The sequence below is a fragment of the Rhizobium sp. RAF36 genome (assembly GCF_052114105.1).
In the GTDB taxonomy this organism is placed as follows: domain Bacteria; phylum Pseudomonadota; class Alphaproteobacteria; order Rhizobiales; family Rhizobiaceae; genus Rhizobium.
The window spans coordinates 21835-38880 of record NZ_JBFREC010000007.1 but is presented as its reverse complement, the minus strand read 5'-3'; the positions used below and the strand labels follow the sequence as shown (position 1 = coordinate 38880).

At 62.4% G+C, this 17046-nt stretch carries 17 protein-coding genes; 7 read left to right on the top strand and 10 right to left on the bottom strand.

Annotation, left to right across the window (positions count from 1 at the left end):
* Positions 1–87: 87 nt before the first annotated feature.
* Complete coding sequence (locus AB4Z25_RS22080) at positions 88–1392, bottom strand: extracellular solute-binding protein (RefSeq protein WP_112516594.1); 1305 nt, start codon at positions 1390–1392, stop codon at positions 88–90.
* Positions 1389–2447, bottom strand: a complete 1059-nt coding sequence (locus tag AB4Z25_RS22075; protein ID WP_112516595.1) for a LacI family DNA-binding transcriptional regulator — start codon at positions 2445–2447, stop codon at positions 1389–1391. The genes AB4Z25_RS22080 and AB4Z25_RS22075 overlap by 4 nt, the downstream gene beginning before the upstream one ends.
* Positions 2448–2708: 261 nt before the next feature.
* Here AB4Z25_RS22075 and AB4Z25_RS22070 point away from each other — a divergent pair, with 261 nt between their 5' ends.
* Positions 2709–3434 carry an SDR family oxidoreductase gene (locus tag AB4Z25_RS22070; RefSeq protein ID WP_112516644.1) on the top strand — a complete coding sequence of 242 codons (726 nt, stop codon included), beginning with the start codon at positions 2709–2711 and terminating at the stop codon, positions 3432–3434.
* On the opposite strand, the gene AB4Z25_RS22065 is transcribed toward AB4Z25_RS22070, so the two are convergent.
* From AB4Z25_RS22065 to AB4Z25_RS22050, 4 genes are all read right to left on the bottom strand, one after another.
* Positions 3431–4414 carry an ABC transporter permease gene (locus AB4Z25_RS22065; RefSeq protein WP_112516596.1) on the bottom strand — a complete coding sequence of 328 codons (984 nt, stop codon included), beginning with the start codon at positions 4412–4414 and terminating at the stop codon, positions 3431–3433. The two genes, AB4Z25_RS22070 and AB4Z25_RS22065, sit on opposite strands and share 4 nt — an antisense overlap.
* Before the next feature lie 10 nt (positions 4415–4424).
* Positions 4425–5390, bottom strand: coding sequence for an ABC transporter permease (locus AB4Z25_RS22060; protein WP_442209335.1), 966 nt, complete (start codon positions 5388–5390; stop codon positions 4425–4427).
* Between the two features lie 37 nt (positions 5391–5427).
* Complete coding sequence (locus AB4Z25_RS22055) at positions 5428–6921, bottom strand: sugar ABC transporter ATP-binding protein (protein ID WP_442209017.1); 1494 nt, start codon at positions 6919–6921, stop codon at positions 5428–5430.
* Between the two features lie 83 nt (positions 6922–7004).
* Complete coding sequence (locus AB4Z25_RS22050) at positions 7005–7988, bottom strand: ABC transporter substrate-binding protein (RefSeq protein WP_112386726.1); 984 nt, start codon at positions 7986–7988, stop codon at positions 7005–7007.
* 169 nt (positions 7989–8157) lie between these two features.
* Between AB4Z25_RS22050 and AB4Z25_RS22045 the strand changes: the two genes are divergently transcribed.
* On the top strand, positions 8158–9237 hold the full coding sequence (locus AB4Z25_RS22045) for a LacI family DNA-binding transcriptional regulator (RefSeq protein ID WP_442209015.1): 1080 nt from the start codon (positions 8158–8160) through the stop codon (positions 9235–9237).
* Here AB4Z25_RS22045 and AB4Z25_RS22040 read toward each other — a convergent pair whose 3' ends face one another.
* Both AB4Z25_RS22040 and AB4Z25_RS22035 read right to left on the bottom strand, forming a co-directional pair.
* Positions 9238–9798, bottom strand: a complete 561-nt coding sequence (locus AB4Z25_RS22040) for a LysE family transporter (protein WP_442209014.1) — start codon at positions 9796–9798, stop codon at positions 9238–9240. It abuts the gene before it with no gap.
* An 86-nt stretch (positions 9799–9884) separates the two neighbouring features.
* Positions 9885–10235: a hypothetical protein gene (locus tag AB4Z25_RS22035; RefSeq protein WP_442209012.1), complete on the bottom strand. Its 351-nt coding sequence runs from the start codon at positions 10233–10235 to the stop codon at positions 9885–9887.
* 169 nt (positions 10236–10404) lie between these two features.
* Between AB4Z25_RS22035 and hemN the strand changes: the two genes are divergently transcribed.
* From hemN to AB4Z25_RS22015, 4 genes are all read left to right on the top strand, one after another.
* Positions 10405–11757 carry an oxygen-independent coproporphyrinogen III oxidase gene (hemN, locus tag AB4Z25_RS22030; protein WP_442209010.1) on the top strand — a complete coding sequence of 451 codons (1353 nt, stop codon included), beginning with the start codon at positions 10405–10407 and terminating at the stop codon, positions 11755–11757.
* Positions 11758–11990: 233 nt separating this feature from the next.
* Entirely contained in the window at positions 11991–12500 is a 510-nt protein-coding gene (locus AB4Z25_RS22025) for an NUDIX hydrolase (protein WP_442209333.1), read from the top strand.
* 127 nt (positions 12501–12627) lie between these two features.
* Positions 12628–13095, top strand: a complete 468-nt coding sequence (locus AB4Z25_RS22020; RefSeq protein ID WP_442209008.1) for a hypothetical protein — start codon at positions 12628–12630, stop codon at positions 13093–13095.
* A gap of 82 nt (positions 13096–13177) precedes the next feature.
* The gene (locus AB4Z25_RS22015) at positions 13178–13438 is read left to right on the top strand and encodes a BON domain-containing protein (protein ID WP_442209006.1); all 261 of its coding nucleotides are present in this window, start codon (positions 13178–13180) and stop codon (positions 13436–13438) included.
* Between the two features lie 17 nt (positions 13439–13455).
* Here AB4Z25_RS22015 and AB4Z25_RS22010 read toward each other — a convergent pair whose 3' ends face one another.
* A complete protein-coding gene (locus tag AB4Z25_RS22010) occupies positions 13456–14382 on the bottom strand; it encodes a LysR family transcriptional regulator (protein ID WP_112386762.1) in 927 nt (308 codons plus the stop codon).
* Positions 14383–14488: 106 nt separating this feature from the next.
* On the opposite strand from AB4Z25_RS22010, the gene AB4Z25_RS22005 reads away from it, so the two are divergent.
* Positions 14489–16288: an IlvD/Edd family dehydratase gene (locus AB4Z25_RS22005; RefSeq protein WP_442209004.1), complete on the top strand. Its 1800-nt coding sequence runs from the start codon at positions 14489–14491 to the stop codon at positions 16286–16288.
* A gap of 403 nt (positions 16289–16691) precedes the next feature.
* On the opposite strand, the gene AB4Z25_RS22000 is transcribed toward AB4Z25_RS22005, so the two are convergent.
* Positions 16692–17045 (bottom strand): hypothetical protein, encoded by a 354-nt coding sequence (locus AB4Z25_RS22000; RefSeq protein WP_442209002.1) that lies wholly within the window; start codon positions 17043–17045, stop codon positions 16692–16694.
* Position 17046: the final 1 nt, after the last annotated feature.

The window sequence follows — 17046 nt, the reverse complement described above, 5'->3', positions numbered from 1 at the left end:
CCTTTCAAGGCAAACAGGCCACTCCCGCGCCGATGCGGCGCAGGCGAAGGTGAGGGCGCCGAAGCTGCGCCCTCACGGCCATTTTGATCAGCGGGCCGGGACCGCAGGCGCCTTTCCGGCCTTCATTTCCTTCTGGAAGGAAGCGTCCATTTTGGCGAGGAAGTCGGCGGTTGTCGTCTTCTTCAGCCAGACTTCCTCGATGCCGTTGATGACATAGCTGTCGGTCGCCGGCGGCAGGAAGGTCCAGGTCGTGTAGCCGTATTTGCCGTCGTTTACCGATGAGGAGAGGTTCTTCATCGTCTCGGTAAAGAGCGGCGTCACTTCGCTCGCCATCTTGACGTTGGAGATATCCTTCAGCGGAATGTTCCATTCGCCCTGCCAGGCCGAATTCATCGTCTCGTAGACTTCAGGCGAGAAGACATAGTTGATCGCCGCTGCCGCGCCATCCGGGTTCTTGGCCTTTGTGGCGATCGAGAAGGTGGAGCCGATGCCGAGCGGGAAGACCGGGTCGCCCGACGCACTCGGGAAACCGACGAAGCCGGCCTCGCTGCCTGCCTTCTTGCCGTAGGTATCGACATTCTGGAACTGCCAGGTGCCGGTCGGCATCATCCCGGCCTTGCCGGATGCCATGGCGTCAGCGGCCTGTTCGCTGCTCGTCACCGAGAAGTAATTCTTGCCGAAATAACCCTTCTGCCACCAGGAATTCAGCCGGTCGATCGATTTGACGAAGGGCTCGGCGGTCCACGGCATTTCGCCGCGCAGCGCCTTGTTGAGGTTTTCGGGGCCGGCAACCGAGTTGAGCGCCAGCGTCACGAACCATTCGTTTGCGCCGCGCCAATCGGCATTGCCTGCCGCAAACGGGGTGATGCCGTCCTTCAGCATGGCGTCGGCGACGGTCTCTAGTTCGTCCAGCGTCTTCGGCGGCTGCCAGTTCTTCTGGGCAAACAGCGTCTTGTTGTAGAACAGGCCGACCGTTTCGTAGGTCTTCGGCAGGGCGTAGATCTTGCCGTTATATTCGCCCATCTTCAGGAAGACGGGCAGGATACGGTCCTGCCACTTGTACTTGGCGGCATAGTCATCCAGCGGCATCAGCTGGCCGGACTGGGCCATCGGTGCGACATAGCTCGGGCCTGCCGTGTAGACGACGTCAGGGCCGTTGCCGGAGAGCATGGCGACGCGCAGCTGCTTGTCGAGTTCGTTGCCGCGGTAATCGATGACAAGGCTGTAATCGGGATTGGCCTTGGCGAAGGGCTCGACGATATCCTTCTGGATCAGCTTCTGCTGGTCCGGGGTCGCCTGCTCGTACCACCAGGAGACCTTTTCCTGCGCGAGTGCGATATGCGACGTGCTGGCAATCAATGCTGTGGCGGCGAAAAGCTTCAGCCTGGTCATTCTGTTTCCTCCCTAGTTTGATGCATGTGCTCCGGCTGTCCCTTGAACGGGGCAACCGAGGCGCGGATGATGAGTTCGTATGCCATTTCCTCTGCCTGGCCGGGTTCGGAAGCCCCGTCTGCCAGCCGTTCGATCAGCTTCTCGGCGGCGCGGGCGCCGATCCGATCCTGAAACTGTGCGACTGTCGTCAGCGCCGGTGTCACCAGCGCTGCCGCCAGAATGTCGTCGAAACCGGCAACCGAGACGTCGCCGGGAACGGACAGGCCGTGGGCGGCGAGGCTCTGCATGGTGCCGATCGCCATCAAGTCGTTGGCCGCGATGATGGCGCTGACCGGACGGCCGCCTTCCAACAGCCGGTCGGCGACCTCGCGTCCGCCCTCCAGCGTGAAATGCGCGGCTTCCAGCACGATCGGCGCGGCCCCCATGGTCGCCATCGCCTCGAGATAGCCCTGCAGGCGGACCTGCTGCGGACCGCCGGGTGCTGCGATCATGGCGATCGACCGGTGGCCGAGGTCCAGAAGGTGCTTGGTCAGCGTCCGGGCGGCGGCGACGTTGTCGATGAACAGGTTGTCGATCGGCAGCGGGCCGCCGACCTTTCTGGAGACTTCGATGCGGACGACGGGAACGCCCGTCTTGCCGAGCGGCGCGAGATCCCTGGCGCTAGTCTTGAAGAATACGCCGACCACGCCGTCGAAGCGGCCCTGCTGCGCGGCGAGGATCACCTGCCGCTCATTGTTCAACTCGCCTTCGGTATCGATCGTCACCACCTCGTAACCGGCAGCGCGCGCGACCTTCTGCACGGCAACGACGAGCGAGGGATAAAATGGGTTCGCGAGATCCGGAACCACGCAGGCGATCACATAGGTCCGCTTGGTGCGCAGCGCCTGCGCAAACCGGTTCGGCTGATAGCCGAGTTCCAGGATTGCCGCCTCGATGCGTTCGGCGGTTTCCGGCGTGACCTTCTCGCGGCCGCCATTGAGGATCAGCGAGACGGTGGCTTGCGCGACGCCCGCTCTTTCGGCCACCTCCTTCTGCGTAATCCTCCGCCCCGTCACCTAAGATATTCCTAATTGATACGTAGCAACAACTTATTGCTACGTATCAATTAGTCAATAGCGATATTTAAGCTCGCTGGAGCCACCGCCTGCTTTTGTCCGCCGAGGCGGCGTTAACGGATGCGGATGCAAGCGCTATTTCAGAGGGTTGGAGGGCGCGCGGTCCCGGCAGAATTTCCGGCACGGGCGTCACAATAGATGTGGATTTCGCTTCGCTCGCCACTCATGATCCGGCCCAATGAAGAGCAGGAGGACGAGGGAATGGATTGGAATGGGCGCCGGGTGCTGGTGACGGGAGCTGGCAAGGGTATCGGCCGGGCGACGGCGGTGATGCTGGCAAGACGCGGGGCAAAGGTCGTCGCTCTCAGCCGCAGCGCCGATGATCTGGCGGGACTTGCCGCGGAGATCGCCTGCGAGACGATCTCAGCCGACCTTGCCGAGATCGGTGCGATTGAAGCGGCGGTCCGTCCGGCGCTTCCGGTCGATCTGCTCGTCAACTGCGCCGGGACGACAACGCTGCAAAGCTTCGTCACAAGCGATCTCGCGGAGTTCAACCGGGTGATGAACGTCAACAGCGTGGCGCCGATGGTGCTGTCGCAGATCGTGGTGCGGGATTGGCTGGCCCGCGGCATCAAGGGCGCGATCGTTAATGTTTCCAGCGATGCGGCGCGGCGCGGCGTCGTCAATCACACCGCCTATTGCGCCTCGAAGGCAGCGCTCGATGCGATGACGCGAGTGATGGCGGCCGAGCTTGGCCCGTCAGGCATCAGGGTCAACTGCGTCAACCCAACGGTGACGCTGACGCCGATGGGCGAGCTTGCCTGGAGCGATCCGGCCAAGGCCGACCCGGTCAAGGCCCGCATTCCGCTTGGCCGGTTCCTCGATCCGGACGAGGTTGCCGAGGCGATACTGTTTCTGCTTAGCGACGGGGCATCGATGGTCAACGGTGTGTCGCTGCCTGTCGATGGCGGTCTCGCGGTTTCCTAGGTGGCCGATTTGGCCGTCAGCCGTGCCTGCAGGATGACGACGACGAGCAGGAAGGCGCCGCGGATCACCGATTGCCAATAGGCAGACAGCGAGATCCAGCCGAGACCGTTCTCGAAATTCAACACGTTGAAGACCATGCCTAGCAGCAGCGCGCCTGCCAGCGTTGCCCCGACCGATCCGGATCCGCCGGTCAGGAGCGTGCCGCCGACGACGACCGAGGCGATGGCGAAAAGCTCCCAGCCGACGCCTTCGGTCGGCTGTCCCGCGCCGAACTGGGCAGCGAGGATCACGCCTGCAAGTCCGGCTAGCGCGCCTGAGAGCGCGTAGATCGCAAACAGCGTCCGATTGACCTTCAGGCCCATCAGCGCGGCCGTGTGCTCGCCATCCCCGATCGCCAGGATATGGCGGCCGGAGGGGCGGCGTTCGAGGAAAATCCATCCGGCGATGTAAGCAGCGAGCGCGATCCAGGCAGGGATCGGAAAGCCGAGGAAATCGTCCTGGCCGATCGACACGAAAGCGGTGTCGTAGTCGACGGAGACCGATTGATTGTCAGCCAGCAGCAAGGCGGTGCCATAGGCGGCCAGCATAGCGGCCAGTGTGGCGATGAAAGGTTGGATCCGCATCTTCGAGATGACGAAGCCGTTGAGCATGCCGACGAGCAGACCGGCGCCGACGCCCGCCACCAGCCCCGCCGCCCAGCCATAGGGCGAGGCGAGTGCGGAAACGACGCTTGCCAGCGCCGCAACCCCGCCGACGGAGAGATCGATGCCGCCGGTCATGATCACGAAGGCCATGCCGAGCGCGATCAGCGCGAACATCGAATTGTAGCGCAGGAAGCTCAGTATGTTGAAGGGCGACAGGAAATTCTCGTAGCGCAGGGCACCGAAGAGAATGAGCGCGGCCAGCGCGATCAGCACGCCGAGGCGGGCAAGGTCACCGGAGGATTTCGGGGCGAAGGGTTTGAAGAGGGCGGAAAGCATCTCGGTGTCCTCAGGTCTTGTCGGCGCGCTGCTGGATGAAGACGGCAATGACGATCAGTCCGGCCTTGACGATCAGCGCGGCCGCATCCGGCACGCCGTTGGCAAGCAGCGTGTAACGCACCAGCTGGATGACGAAGGCGCCAAGCAGCGTGCCAAAGATATTGGCCCGCCCGCCCGTCAGCAGCGATCCACCGACGGCGACGGCGGCAATCGCGTCGAGCTCCATGCTCATGCCGACCAGATTGGCGTCGCTGGCGGAGTTTCTGGCAACGACGATCAGCCCGGCGATACCGGCAAGCGCACCGCTGATCACATAAACCAGCGTCTTCACCCGCTTGACCGGAATGCCCGTCAGCCGCGCCGCCTTTTCGTTGCCGCCGACGGCGATGATCTGGCGGCCGATGACGGTGAAGCGGATCAGCGTATAGGCTAGGGCGGCAATGACGATCATCAGGGCCACCTGCGCGGGAATGCCAGCGAAATGGCCCATGGCGATCCACTGGAAGGCCGGGTTCTTGAAGACCTGCAAATTGCCATTGGTCATCACCTGGGCGATGCCGCGCCCGGCGATGAACAGCACGAGGGTTGCGACGATCGGCTGGATCGCGAAATGCGTGACGAGAAAGCCGTTGAACCAGCCAAACAGCATGGCGACGATGACGGGCACCACGAAAGCAAGGCCAACGGCAAGCGCCACGTTGTCGATCGGGAACAGGGTTCCCAGGAAGATCATCGGCGCGATGGCTCCGGATATCGCCATCAGCGAGCCGACCGAAAGATCGATGCCGCCGGTGGCGATCACCAGCGTCATACCGGTCGCGACGATGACGATCGTGGCGACCTGGGTCAGATTGACGTTCAGCGTCTGCCACGACAGGAAGTTCGGGGTGATCGCAATGTTGACGGCGATCAAGAGCAGGAATGCGGCAAATGTGCCGTAGCGGCTGGCGATGCGAAGCGCTGACGCCTTCGACATGGCTGACGGTTTGATGGCGGTATCCGATATCGTCATGTCAATTCACCTGATGCGCCATGGCGGCAAGGAGGCTTTGCTCCGAGAGCTCGCGTCTCGGCAGCACCGCGACCGAGATGCCGCCGCTGAGCACGGTGACGCGGTCGGCGGCGGCCAGCAGCTCTTCCAGTTCCGACGAGATCATCAGCACACTGAGCCCCTCGTCCGCGAGGTTGCGCAGCAGCCGCAGGATCTCGGACTTGGCGCCGATATCGATGCCGCGCGTCGGTTCGTCGACGATCAGCACGCGCGGATCGGTGCAGAGCCAGCGGGCGAGCAGCACCTTCTGCTGGTTGCCGCCCGACAGTTCCTTGATCGGCTGGTCCGGAGAGGCGCATTTGACGCCGAGCGATTTGATGAAGCGGGCGACGATCTCGTCCTGGCGGGCGCGGTCGACGATGCCTGCTTTCTTCAGTTTCGGCAGCAGCGCCAGCGTCATGTTCTCGCGGATACTCATATCCGGGATGATCCCGTCGATCTTGCGGTCTTCCGAGACGAGGCCGATGCCATCGGCGATCGCCGCGGCCGGTTCGGCATAGCTGCGCGATGTGCCGTTGAAGCTCAGGCTGCCACGCTCCAGCTTGTCGACGCCGAAGATGATGCGGGCCGTCTCCGTGCGGCCGGAGCCGAGAAGGCCGGCCAGTCCGGAAATCTCTCCCTCGCGGATCAGCAGATCGACGTCGCGGACACGCAGGCCGGAACCAGCGCCCTGAAGCTCAAGGCGCACCGGCCGTTCGATCGCATTGTCCGTATCGCGGCTGAGCGCTTCGAAGGCGGCCAGTTCGCGGCCGAGCATGTGGCGCACCAGCTCCATTTTCGGGATGTCCTTCATGGCGCTGACGGCAACTGTCTGACCGTCACGCATGATGGTGACACGGTCGCAGATCGCATAGAGCTCGTCGAGGCGGTGGCCGATGAAGATCACAGCGACGCCATTTTTCTGCAGCGTGCGGATCGTCTCGAAGAGGACGGCCACCTCGCGCTCGTCCAGCGATGAGGTCGGCTCGTCCATGATCAGCAGCCGGGCGTTCTGGGTCACGGCGCGGGCGATCGACACCATCTGGCGCGTGGCGGCGCTGAAGCGCGCAACCGGCAGATCGACGTCAATATCGAGATTGAAGGTGGCGAGCACCTTGCGGGCGCCATCGCGCATGGCGCGGCGGTCGAGGAAGCCGAATTTCTTCGGTTCCCGCGACAGATAGATATTCTCGGCGAGGGAGCGCTGCGGCGCCAGGTTGATCTCCTGGTAGATGGTGGCGATCCCGGCGGCCTGGCTTTCTGCCGGCGTCGAGAAGGAAACGTCCTGGCCGTTGAAACGGATCGATCCCTCGTCGCGCTGATAGGCGCCGGTCAGGATCTTGATCAGCGTCGACTTGCCGGCGCCATTCTGGCCGACGAGCGCCATGATCTCGCCCTCGGCAATATCGAGGGAGGCAGCGCGCAGCGCGGCGATCCCGGCAAAGGATTTGGAGATACCCTGCATCGACAGCAGCATGCCGGTCGACTCCATTATTCTATAGAAGAAAAGCCGGCCGGTACGGCATCTGCCGAACCGGCCGGAGCGGTCACGCTGGGAGCTTAGTAGGCGCTGGAGAGCTCGGCCTTGGCGTTGGATGCATCATAGAACTTGTCGTCATTGATGACCCAAGGCTCGATCTTCTCGCCCTTTGCATAGCGCGCCATCGTTTCGAAGGCCTTCGGTCCGAAACGCGGGTTGCATTCGACGACGGCGCCGATCTTGCCTTCGGCGACGAGGCCGACAGCTTCCTTGCCGCCGTCGATCGACAGCACCAGGATGTCCTTGCCCGGCACCTTGCCGGCGGCTTCGATGGCGGAGATGGCGCCGATCGCCATTTCGTCATTGTGGGCGTAGACGATATCGGCATCCGGATGCGCCTGAAGCAGGGCTTCGGCGACCTGGCGGCCCTTGTCGCGGGCGAAATCGCCGGACTGTGAAGCGACGATCTCGAAGCCGCCAGCGGCCTTGATCGCATCGTCGAAGCCCTTCTTGCGGTCGTTGGCAGGCGAGGAGCCGGTCGTGCCTTCGAGCTCGATGATCTTCTTCTTGCCGTTGGCGTTCTTCGCCAGCCATTCGGCAACGCGCTGGCCTTCCTTGATGAAGTCGGAGCCGATGAAGGTCAGGTAGTCCTTGCCGGGCTTGGCGAGCTTCGGATCGACGCTGCGGTCGAGCAGGATGACCGGGATGCCGGCCTTCTCGGCAGCCTTGACGGCCGGGATCAGCGGCTTTTCTTCGCGCGGCGACAGGAAGATCAGGTCGACGCCCTGGGCGATCATCGAGTTGACGTCGGCAACCTGCTTGGCGGCGGAGCCGGCGGCATCGGTATAGACCAGCTGGTAGCCGAGCTTCTCAGCTTGCGCCTTCATGCTTTCGGTCTGGGCGATGCGCCACGGATTGTTGGATTCGGTCTGCGCGAAGCCGACCTTGTACTTTTCCTTCTGCTTCAGCGCAGGCACTTCTGCCATGGCAACTGTGCCGGCAACGGCGACGGCGCCGAGTGCGGTTGCAGCAAGCATGAATGTACGACGTGAGAATGCGGACATCTCAGTTTCTCCTCCCGAATTTTCCGGTATCTTCCCAACCGGCAGTGAGCAATAATTGCTTCACATGAGCTAATCTTGTAGCTAATAATATTAGCAGTCAAGCGTCATTTTATGAGCTATTGCACAAATTTTGGTTTGCGCTGCAGCAAATCATCGGGAGGATATTGGGATGGCGAAAAAGAATGGCCGCGGCGGGGAAAGCGGGCGCCGCGGTGAGGCTGGACGGCCTACAATGACCGATGTTGCCCGTATTGCGGGCGTTTCGCAGTCCAGCGTGTCGCTTGTGCTCAATGAAATGTCGGGATCACGCATCTCGCCGGACACCCAGGCCAAGGTTTTGGAGGCTGCTCATAAAATTGGTTATAAATTACCTGGAGTTCGTCATGAAGCTCAACCGGACACGCGAATCGAGAAAGACACGATCGCCTTCGTCGTCGACGAAATCTCCACCAGCCCGCATCCCGTTGTCAGCCTCGACGGCGTGCGCGATTTTGCTTTCGAGCAGGGTTTCCTGACCTCGGCGCATGCAACGCGTTCCAATCCGGATCTCGAAGACGCCGTGCTGCGCTCGATCCTGCGCGACCCGACGATCGTCGGCGTCATCTATGCGACGATCTTCACCCGCAAGGTGAAGGTGCCGGAACTGCTGAAGAACATCCCGACCGTATTGCTGAACTGCTATGCCGAGCCGCGTCAGCATATGGCGATCGTGCCCGGCGAAGTGGCGGGCGGCTTTGCCGCGACGGCGCATCTGACCTCGCTCGGCCACCGGCGCATCGGCTTCATCAACGGCGAACCCTGGATGGACGCGGCGGTCGATCGCCTCAAGGGCTACAAGCAGGCGCTCGCCACCGTCGATGTCGCCTTCGACGAGACGCTGGTGCGCGACGGCGACTGGCTGCCCTTGCGCGGCTATGAGGCTGGTCTCGACCTGTTGTCGATGAGCAATCCGCCGACAGCGATCTTTTGCGGCAACGATCTGATGGCGATCGGCGTGATGGAAGCGGCGGCCGAGAAGGGCTTTCGCGTTCCCGAAGATCTCTCCGTCATGGGCTATGACGACCAGGAGCTGGCGCGCTACACCCATCCGCCGCTCTCGACGCTGGTCCTGCCGAACTACGAGATGGGGCAGAAGGCGGCGGAGACGCTCATCGATATGGCCATCCACGGCAAGACGCTGCGGCCGATGACCATCAAGGTCGATGGTCCGCTCGTGGTCAGAACCTCAACCGCAAAGACCAAGCCCTGATCAGCCGACGGCGCTGACCACCAGGGTCACGGAAAAAACCATCAGCACGGCAGAGGCGCAGCGCCGTGCCAGCAGAGGCATGGCGGTGCCCCGCCCGATGATCAGCCGGCCAAGGACAATCCAGAGCGTCGACGTCACCGTGACCGATGCCACGAAGATCAGGATTGTCAGCGGGAGTGGCGCCTCGACGGCCGGGACTATGGTCAGGCCGATGATGATGGCTTTCGGGTTCAGCAGGGTGGTGAGGAAAAGCTCCCGGATGCCGACCGGCGCTGCCGCCCCTTCAGATTGCGACCGCCAGAGCTTCAATGCCAGAATCAGAACCCAGACCGCCGATATCAGCCGCACCGCCTGCGCAATGGCCGGATGCGCGTGAAGGAATGGACCGGCGATGCCGGATACCGGCAGGATGACCAGCAGATAGGCGGAGACAACAGCGAGCAGCAGGGATGTCAGGCGTTTCACCGTCAGGCGTGATGACGCCATGGCAAGGACGGCGTTCGTCGGCCCGGGCAGGATGAGCAGCGCCAGGATGCCCAGAGAGAAAGTCGGCAGGTTCATCTGATTGTGTGTCCTTGAAGCCTGCGGTTTCAGTAGGCAACGATAGTCCCCGCCCGTTGCCATTTCCAGCGGGCGTGTGCGCGGATTTATGAGGCGGGTCCGTTGGGGAAGAGGAGCCCGGCCGCGTTTGGCGTATGGATCGAAGCGCTGCCCGCCGGATCGTCCATCGCGCGCAGGCCACGCCAGTTCCTGACGTGGTTGGCATTGATGAAGATCATCCCGGTGGCGTCGGGTTCGATATTCTGTGTCCTGATGATATCGCAGAAGGCTTCGAGATGTTGCAGAAGCCGGTTCTCTGTTGCCCTTGGCGGGGACGCGATGCTGAGCAGCGCGCGCCGGGTGATGATGACGGTGCGTGCCACTGCCCCATCGAGCATCTCGATACGGCCGCACTTTTTCCTCTCGTCCAGTCGCGCAGCAATGATCGCGTATCGCATCGAATGGTCCTCTCACGCCCGCAATGCGCCAAGTCTACGGGATGCATGGAGACGATACTTTGATCTCGATCAAGGCCGCCTCAGGCGTGTCCGGTTCGTTGATCTAGGACAAGGAAGTGTGCGCGCGCACCGGGCATAAGGCCGCGAGACGAAGATGAAGGAGATCACGATGTCCGATGCCCTGGTCGCCAAATATGGTGAAGCCCGCCTGCCGCGCTATACCAGCTATCCAACAGCCCCGGCCTTTTCCGCTGCCGTCGGCCCGGAGGCCTATGCGGACGGGCTGGCGCGGCTCGGTGCGGCCGATGCGGTATCGCTTTATCTGCATATCCCGTTCTGCCGCTCGATGTGCTGGTATTGCGGTTGCCACACGTCGGTGACGCGCCAGGACGGACCGGTTGCCGATTATCTCGACGTGCTGAGCGAGGAGATCGAACTGGTTTCGCAGGCAGCCGGCAATGATCTGCCGGTTCGAAACATCCATTTCGGCGGCGGCACGCCGACGATCATGACGCCTCACGCCTTTGCCGCATTGATGGCGAAGCTGAGGAGCGCCTTCCGGTTCGAGGCGGATTGCAGCGTCGCCGTCGAGATCGATCCGCGAACCCTGTCCGCAGCAATGATTGGCGCGCTCGGCGACAACGGCGTCGATCGCGCCAGCCTCGGGGTCCAGAGTTTCGATCCGCGGGTGCAGCATGCGATCAACAGGATACAGACCTTCGATCAGACGAAAGCAGCCGTCGAAGGCTTGAGGCAAAACGGCACCAGCAGCATCAATTTCGACCTGATCTACGGCCTGCCGCTGCAGACCGTGCGCTCCTGTCTTGAGACGGTCAGGATGGCTGTCGAGCTCCGGCCGGAGCGGGTTTCGGTATTCGGTTACGCCCATATCCCGTCCTTCAAGAAGCATCAGCGGCTGATCGACGAGACCCAGCTGCCGGATGCCAGCCAGCGCAATGCCCAGGCCGAGGCGATCGCCGAAGAACTCGTCGGCGCCGGTTATGTCCGCATCGGCCTCGATCATTTCGCGCTGCCGCATGACCCGCTGGCGCTGGCATTGCAGGGGGGAACGCTGCGGCGGAACTTTCAGGGATACACCACCGACGACTGCGAAACGCTGATCGGTCTCGGCGCCTCTGCGATCGGCAAGCTTCCCAGCGGCTATGTCCAGAACGAGGTGGCGCCCGGCCGCTATGCGGAGCGCGTCGCCTCCGGCATCCTGCCGACTGCGAAAGGCTATATGCTGAGCGCTGAGGACAGGCTGCGGGCAAAGGTCATCGAAAGGCTGATGTGCAGCTTCGAGGCCGATCTCGCTGCGCTCAGCGGCGAAGCCGGATATGACCCTGCCTTCCTGACGCGCCGCAACGAGCGGCTGGCGCAGCTGCTGGCCGACGGCGTGGTGACGCTGGCGGACGGGCGGCTGACCGTTTCGCAGCAAGCACGCTTCATGGTGCGCGCCGTGGCCGCTGCCTTCGATGCCTATCTCGGAGCGCCGGGGCGCACGCATAGCAAGGCTGCCTGAAGCGGCTACAACTCTCTGACGAGGCGGCCCCTCCATAGCCGGGGATTGCGATCAAAATCTCATAGTGGGCGCGGCATGCGGGGTTGCCCTTTTGGCCGATGGCTGCAAATTGTCTGCTAATGCCCGACCGACGTGGCATGAAAAACGGATGGCCGTGCCTGTCCGTCGGAGCAGCAATGAATCTTTTCGTCACAGATCTCCACCACGATGGGTGGCGGAGCCAGCCCCTTCAGATGGTGCCGAAGAAGAAGGAGCGAAAGCTTGCGCCGGAAAAGCCGAAGACGCTTCTCCAGCAGCTCGCTGCCACGCCCGACAAGCTGTTCACCGGCGCCTTCCGCCAGCAATATGGGGCGCTGTGCTATCGTAAGGCGCCGGGCAGCTCCGGCATCGAAGTGCTGGTGATGACCTCGCGGGAAAGCCGGCGATGGGTGATCCCCAAGGGCTGGCCGATGAAGAAGAAGAAGCCCTATGAGGCGGCGGCAACCGAAGCCTGGGAAGAGGCCGGCGTGCGCGGCACCGTCGGCAAGAAGCCGGTCGGCCGCTACACCTATCTGAAATGGCTCGACAACGGCGACGTCGCCCCCTGCATCGTCGATGTCTATACGGTCGAGGTGCTGGAGCAGTCCGAGAACTTCAAAGAGCGCGGCCAGCGGGTGCTTGCCTGGGTCGAGCCGGAAGAGGCGGCGCGGCGCGTTCGCGAGATCGAGCTGAAATCCCTGCTGATCGATTTCAAGGTCAAGTGACGGCCCACTGCCGCCCAAATCACGGTCTCGTTTATCGATCTCAAAGAAAATCCTGATTTTTCTCTATAGCCCGTCTTCGGACGAACACAGCCATGTACCTGTGTTCGTCGGTTCAAGGGGGCTTGGAATGATAGATGAGACACGTGGCGGCCTCGATGCATTGGAAACGCACCTTAGCGAACTGTCGTCTTGGTGCGATCTGATCGAGGCGATTGCCGATTTTCTGCCCTGCCATGTCGATGAGGGGTTGTGCCGGGCACTGACGCGAGACCTCGTTCCGCTTTTGGTGCGGATACACCGGTTGGAAGAGACCAGCGTCGATCGGCATCCTGCCCTGGCTATCAGCGTCCCGGCACCGAGGGACGAAGAGCAGCGCCGGATTTCCGATCGGCTCGAGCAACGCGGTATGGCCGAGCGCGCCGTCAAGGTGTTGTGTGACTTGAGTAGCGGGCGAAGCAACCTCTCGGCGGACGCCATCGCCTATGCGCTCCGTTCATTCTCCTGCCCGGCGCGCCGGCATATCAAAGAAGAGCGGCAGCTGATCGGCGAGATCCGCGAAGCGGTCGCAGTGCGTTCTCTCCATCGGCGAAGCTGACGCCTGCCGGCGCTTGATCTACGTCAAGGCGTAGCGCTCCCGCCCGTTGTTCACTTTGCGCGGTGAGAGAAGGAGCTCCGCGATGTTTGTGAACGATATCGTGCCGATCGGCGATGACGCGCTATCGACTGCCGTGCGCAGCCGGCTACAGATGGAACTCGGGCTGACACATGATGTGGTGAAGGCGACCGTGGCGAACGGCGTCGTCACCCTCAAGGGGCGGCTGGCAAGCACGGGAACGCGCGAGGCGGCAGGTGCTGCTGCCGGAAATGTTCGAGGAATCAAGCGTGTCGTCAACGACATTTCGACGGCGTATCATCTGGTGCGGCGTCTGGCGCCTTAGGCCAGGGATTGCTCGCCTCAATCCCACGTCTTGCGTTCGCGAGCTTTTTGCCGCAATGCCTCGAACACGCTTCGAGCCTGCGGCGAAAGCTCCTTGCCCTTCAATTGCACCAGGCCGAAGCCCGGAATGTCGATGCGGGCGTGGATCGGCAGCGCCGTCAGCAGCTGGTGCTGGTCGAGCATCTCGGCGACGGTCTTGGCGAAGATCCCGACCCGGCCGCTGCTCTTGACGAGCAGAATGGTCATGAGCACCGACGAAGTGGAAATGACGCTGCGCGGCACGATAGCGTGCGCCCGGTGATAGTCGTCCATCACGTCCCGCAGATAGGAGCCTTCCGGCTGCAGCACCCAGTCGAGCCCTTCGAGGTCCGCCTCTTCGACAGCCGGTTTCGCAGCCAGCGGATGACCGCGCGCCACCACCATCCGGAAGGTTTCCTCGCCGAGCGGCTCGTAGTCGAACATTGTCCGGTTGAAATTCTCGGGCAGGCGGCAGATCGCGAAATCGAGGCTCCCGGCGCTCAGCTGTGCGAGAAGCGCATCGCTGCTGCCGTGCGAAACGTTGATGTCGAGATCCTGATATCCGGCCTGCGCATCGTTGAGGGCGGGAACGACAATCTCGGAAGCGGGCGTCATCACCGTGCCGATGCTGACGCTACCGCGCTTGCCCGAGGCAATGACCTTCATGTCATATTCGGCGCGTGCAGCTTCCGCCAGCAAGGTCCGGGCGTAGCGCGCCAGAACCTTGCCCTCCGGCGTCAACGCCGTTCCGCGATTGTGCCGTTCGAACAGCCGATGCCCGGCCAGTGATTCGAGCTCGACCAGCGTTCGCGACAGCGAGGGCTGGGACAAGCCGAACATTCCGGCTACGCTGCCCACCTTGCCGTGCTCTTCCAGAGCGACGAGCATGCGCAGATGCTTGAGTTTGAAGGCGTCAAGCCTTGTCATCATCACTCCTGATATTCGTTTTTGCTAAGTCAGAATAGGAGAACGGTATTATACAATCTGCCTGCCTTAGGATATTTGCATGTCAATAAGCAACGTGGATACGACAATGACCCAACACGACAGCAAACCCCGCCTGCGTTCCCGTGCCTGGTTCGACAACCCTGACAATGCCGACATGACGGCGCTCTATCTCGAGCGCTACATGAATTTCGGCCTCAGCCAGGAAGAGCTCCAGTCCGACAAACCGATCATCGGCATTGCCCAGACAGGCTCCGATCTGTCGCCCTGCAACCGCCACCATCTTGAGCTCGCCAATCGCCTGCGCGAAGGCATTCGCGAAGCCGGCGGCATCGCCATCGAGTTTCCGGTTCATCCGATCCAGGAAACCGGCAAGCGCCCGACGGCCGGCCTCGACCGCAACCTTGCCTATCTCGGCCTTGTCGAAGTTCTCTACGGCTATCCGCTGGATGGCGTGGTGCTGACGATCGGCTGCGACAAGACCACGCCGGCCTGTCTGATGGCGGCGGCCACCGTCAATATTCCGGCGATCGCGCTCTCCGTCGGGCCGATGCTGAACGGCTGGTTCCGCGGTGAGCGCACCGGCTCCGGCACCATCGTCTGGAAGGCCCGCGAACTGCTGGCCAAGGGCGAGATCGATTATGCGGGCTTTGTAAAGCTTGTTGCGTCTTCGGCCCCTTCGACCGGCTATTGCAACACCATGGGCACGGCGACGACAATGAATTCGCTGGCCGAAGCCCTCGGCATGCAGCTTCCGGGATCGGCCGCCATTCCGGCGCCGTATCGCGACCGTCAGGAAATTTCCTACCGCACCGGCCTGCGCATCGTCGATATGGTCCGTGAAGACTTCAAGCCGTCGGATATCCTGACGAAGGATGCTTTCATCAACGCGATCCGCGTCAATTCGGCGATCGGCGGCTCCACCAATGCGCCGATCCATCTCAACGCGCTCGCCCGTCATATCGGCGTCGAGCTGACTGTCGATGACTGGCAGACCTATGGTGAAGAAGTGCCGCTGCTCGTCAACCTGCAGCCGGCCGGTGAATATCTCGGCGAAGACTATTATCACGCCGGTGGCGTTCCCGCCGTTGTCAACGAGCTGATGGGCCAGGGCCTGATCAAGGAAGATGCGCTGACCGTCAACGGCAAGTCGATGGGCGACAACTGTCGCGGGCAGACGATCCAGGACGAAAAGGTCATCCGCCGCTACGAGACACCGCTGAAGCCACGTGCCGGTTTCCGCGTGCTGCGCGGCAATCTGTTCTCCTCGGCGATCATGAAGACCAGCGTCATCTCGCCGGAGTTCCGCGAACGCTACCTCTCCAATCCCAAGGATCCGGAAGCTTTCGAGGGCAGGGCGGTCGTATTCGATGGTCCCGAAGATTATCACAAGCGGATCGACGATCCGTCGCTCGGGATCGATGCCTATACCATCCTCTTCATGCGCGGCGCCGGTCCGATCGGCTATCCGGGTGCCGCCGAGGTCGTCAACATGCGTGCTCCCGACTACCTCTTGAAGCAGGGCGTCTCGTCGCTGCCCTGCATCGGCGACGGACGCCAGTCTGGCACATCAGGCAGCCCGTCGATCCTCAACGCTTCGCCGGAAGCCGCCGCGGGCGGCGGGCTCGCGGTTCTGAAGACCGGCGACCGGGTGCGTATCGACGTTGGCCAGGGCCGCGCCGATATTCTGATTTCGGACGCCGAGCTTGCCGAGCGGCATGCGGCTCTCAAGGCCGATGGCGGCTACCGCTATCCCGACCACCAGACGCCATGGCAGGAAATCCAGCGCTCGGTCGTCGGCCAGCTGGAAACCGGCGCGGTGCTCGAACCGGCGGTCAAGTATCAGCGCATTGCCCAGACCAAGGGCGTGCCGCGCGACAACCACTGAGCTGAAATCAGCTGCAATGAAACGAAAATGGCACGGGCTCGCCCGTGCCATTGTTGTTCTGGTGGCCAGGCGGCGGCCGCTCAGAAAGGCAGTGGCGAGCCGAGAAGTGCCAGGATCAGCGATGTCAGCGCCACGAGAAAAGCTATTCCGAATGAAATATGGATTTTGGTCAATTTAGGTCCCTCGAATTGAAAGACCCGCCTAAAAAGGCGGGTCTCCTGAACAGGACGCTTCGCTACTCGAACTCTGGCGAAGCCGTTTCATGAGCGGCCCCCCAGCCCCTCGGAAAAAAGCTAATCACAACCTCGGATCATCGTCGCGTGACATCGGCGTGACACGGCCCCCGCGGTGCAAAAGCTCGAGAGGGAAGGCGAAACCGTGCCGTTTGAGCCGCCCAGCCGCTCTATCGCAAGGTCGCTCTCGAGCGGGATCCGTCCTCGTCGATGAAGGTGACACTGGCTCCCTTCAGGATGACGCGCGAGCAATCCTCATCGTCGTCTTCGTCATCATCGTCGTAGTAGAAGCAGATCTCGTTGCCATCGACTTCCCACTCCCCAGTATAGCTCCCGTCAAGGCTGGAGCGCCCCTGAATCGAACCGTTGGCAAGAAGCTTCTCCTGATAGGCTGCGCCATCTTCCGTTCCCGAGACCGTCCTGCCGGCGAAGGCGGTCTTGATCTGCGCCCCGGACAGCGATCCCTCCTGGGCAAACGCCGGCGTTGCTATGGCCATGGCGGCCAGGACTATGCGGAACCTCATC

Excerpts from the sequence above, each read along its gene's own strand:
- AB4Z25_RS22080 (WP_112516594.1), bottom strand. The coding sequence starts at position 1,392 with ATGACCAGGCTGAAGCTTTTCGCCGCCACAGCATTGATTGCCAGCACG.
- AB4Z25_RS22070 (WP_112516644.1), top strand. The coding sequence starts at position 2,709 with ATGGATTGGAATGGGCGCCGGGTGCTGGTGACGGGAGCTGGCAAGGGT.
- AB4Z25_RS22065 (WP_112516596.1), bottom strand. The coding sequence starts at position 4,414 with ATGCTTTCCGCCCTCTTCAAACCCTTCGCCCCGAAATCCTCCGGTGAC.
- AB4Z25_RS22060 (WP_442209335.1), bottom strand. The coding sequence starts at position 5,390 with ATGTCGAAGGCGTCAGCGCTTCGCATCGCCAGCCGCTACGGCACATTT.
- AB4Z25_RS22055 (WP_442209017.1), bottom strand. The coding sequence starts at position 6,921 with ATGCTGCTGTCGATGCAGGGTATCTCCAAATCCTTTGCCGGGATCGCC.
- AB4Z25_RS22050 (WP_112386726.1), bottom strand. The coding sequence starts at position 7,988 with ATGTCCGCATTCTCACGTCGTACATTCATGCTTGCTGCAACCGCACTC.
- AB4Z25_RS22045 (WP_442209015.1), top strand. The coding sequence starts at position 8,158 with ATGGCGAAAAAGAATGGCCGCGGCGGGGAAAGCGGGCGCCGCGGTGAG.
- AB4Z25_RS22040 (WP_442209014.1), bottom strand. The coding sequence starts at position 9,798 with ATGAACCTGCCGACTTTCTCTCTGGGCATCCTGGCGCTGCTCATCCTG.
- AB4Z25_RS22035 (WP_442209012.1), bottom strand. The coding sequence starts at position 10,235 with ATGCGATACGCGATCATTGCTGCGCGACTGGACGAGAGGAAAAAGTGC.
- hemN (WP_442209010.1), top strand. The coding sequence starts at position 10,405 with ATGTCCGATGCCCTGGTCGCCAAATATGGTGAAGCCCGCCTGCCGCGC.
- AB4Z25_RS22025 (WP_442209333.1), top strand. The coding sequence starts at position 11,991 with ATGGTGCCGAAGAAGAAGGAGCGAAAGCTTGCGCCGGAAAAGCCGAAG.
- AB4Z25_RS22020 (WP_442209008.1), top strand. The coding sequence starts at position 12,628 with ATGATAGATGAGACACGTGGCGGCCTCGATGCATTGGAAACGCACCTT.
- AB4Z25_RS22015 (WP_442209006.1), top strand. The coding sequence starts at position 13,178 with ATGTTTGTGAACGATATCGTGCCGATCGGCGATGACGCGCTATCGACT.
- AB4Z25_RS22010 (WP_112386762.1), bottom strand. The coding sequence starts at position 14,382 with ATGACAAGGCTTGACGCCTTCAAACTCAAGCATCTGCGCATGCTCGTC.
- AB4Z25_RS22005 (WP_442209004.1), top strand. The coding sequence starts at position 14,489 with ATGACCCAACACGACAGCAAACCCCGCCTGCGTTCCCGTGCCTGGTTC.
- AB4Z25_RS22000 (WP_442209002.1), bottom strand. The coding sequence starts at position 17,045 with ATGAGGTTCCGCATAGTCCTGGCCGCCATGGCCATAGCAACGCCGGCG.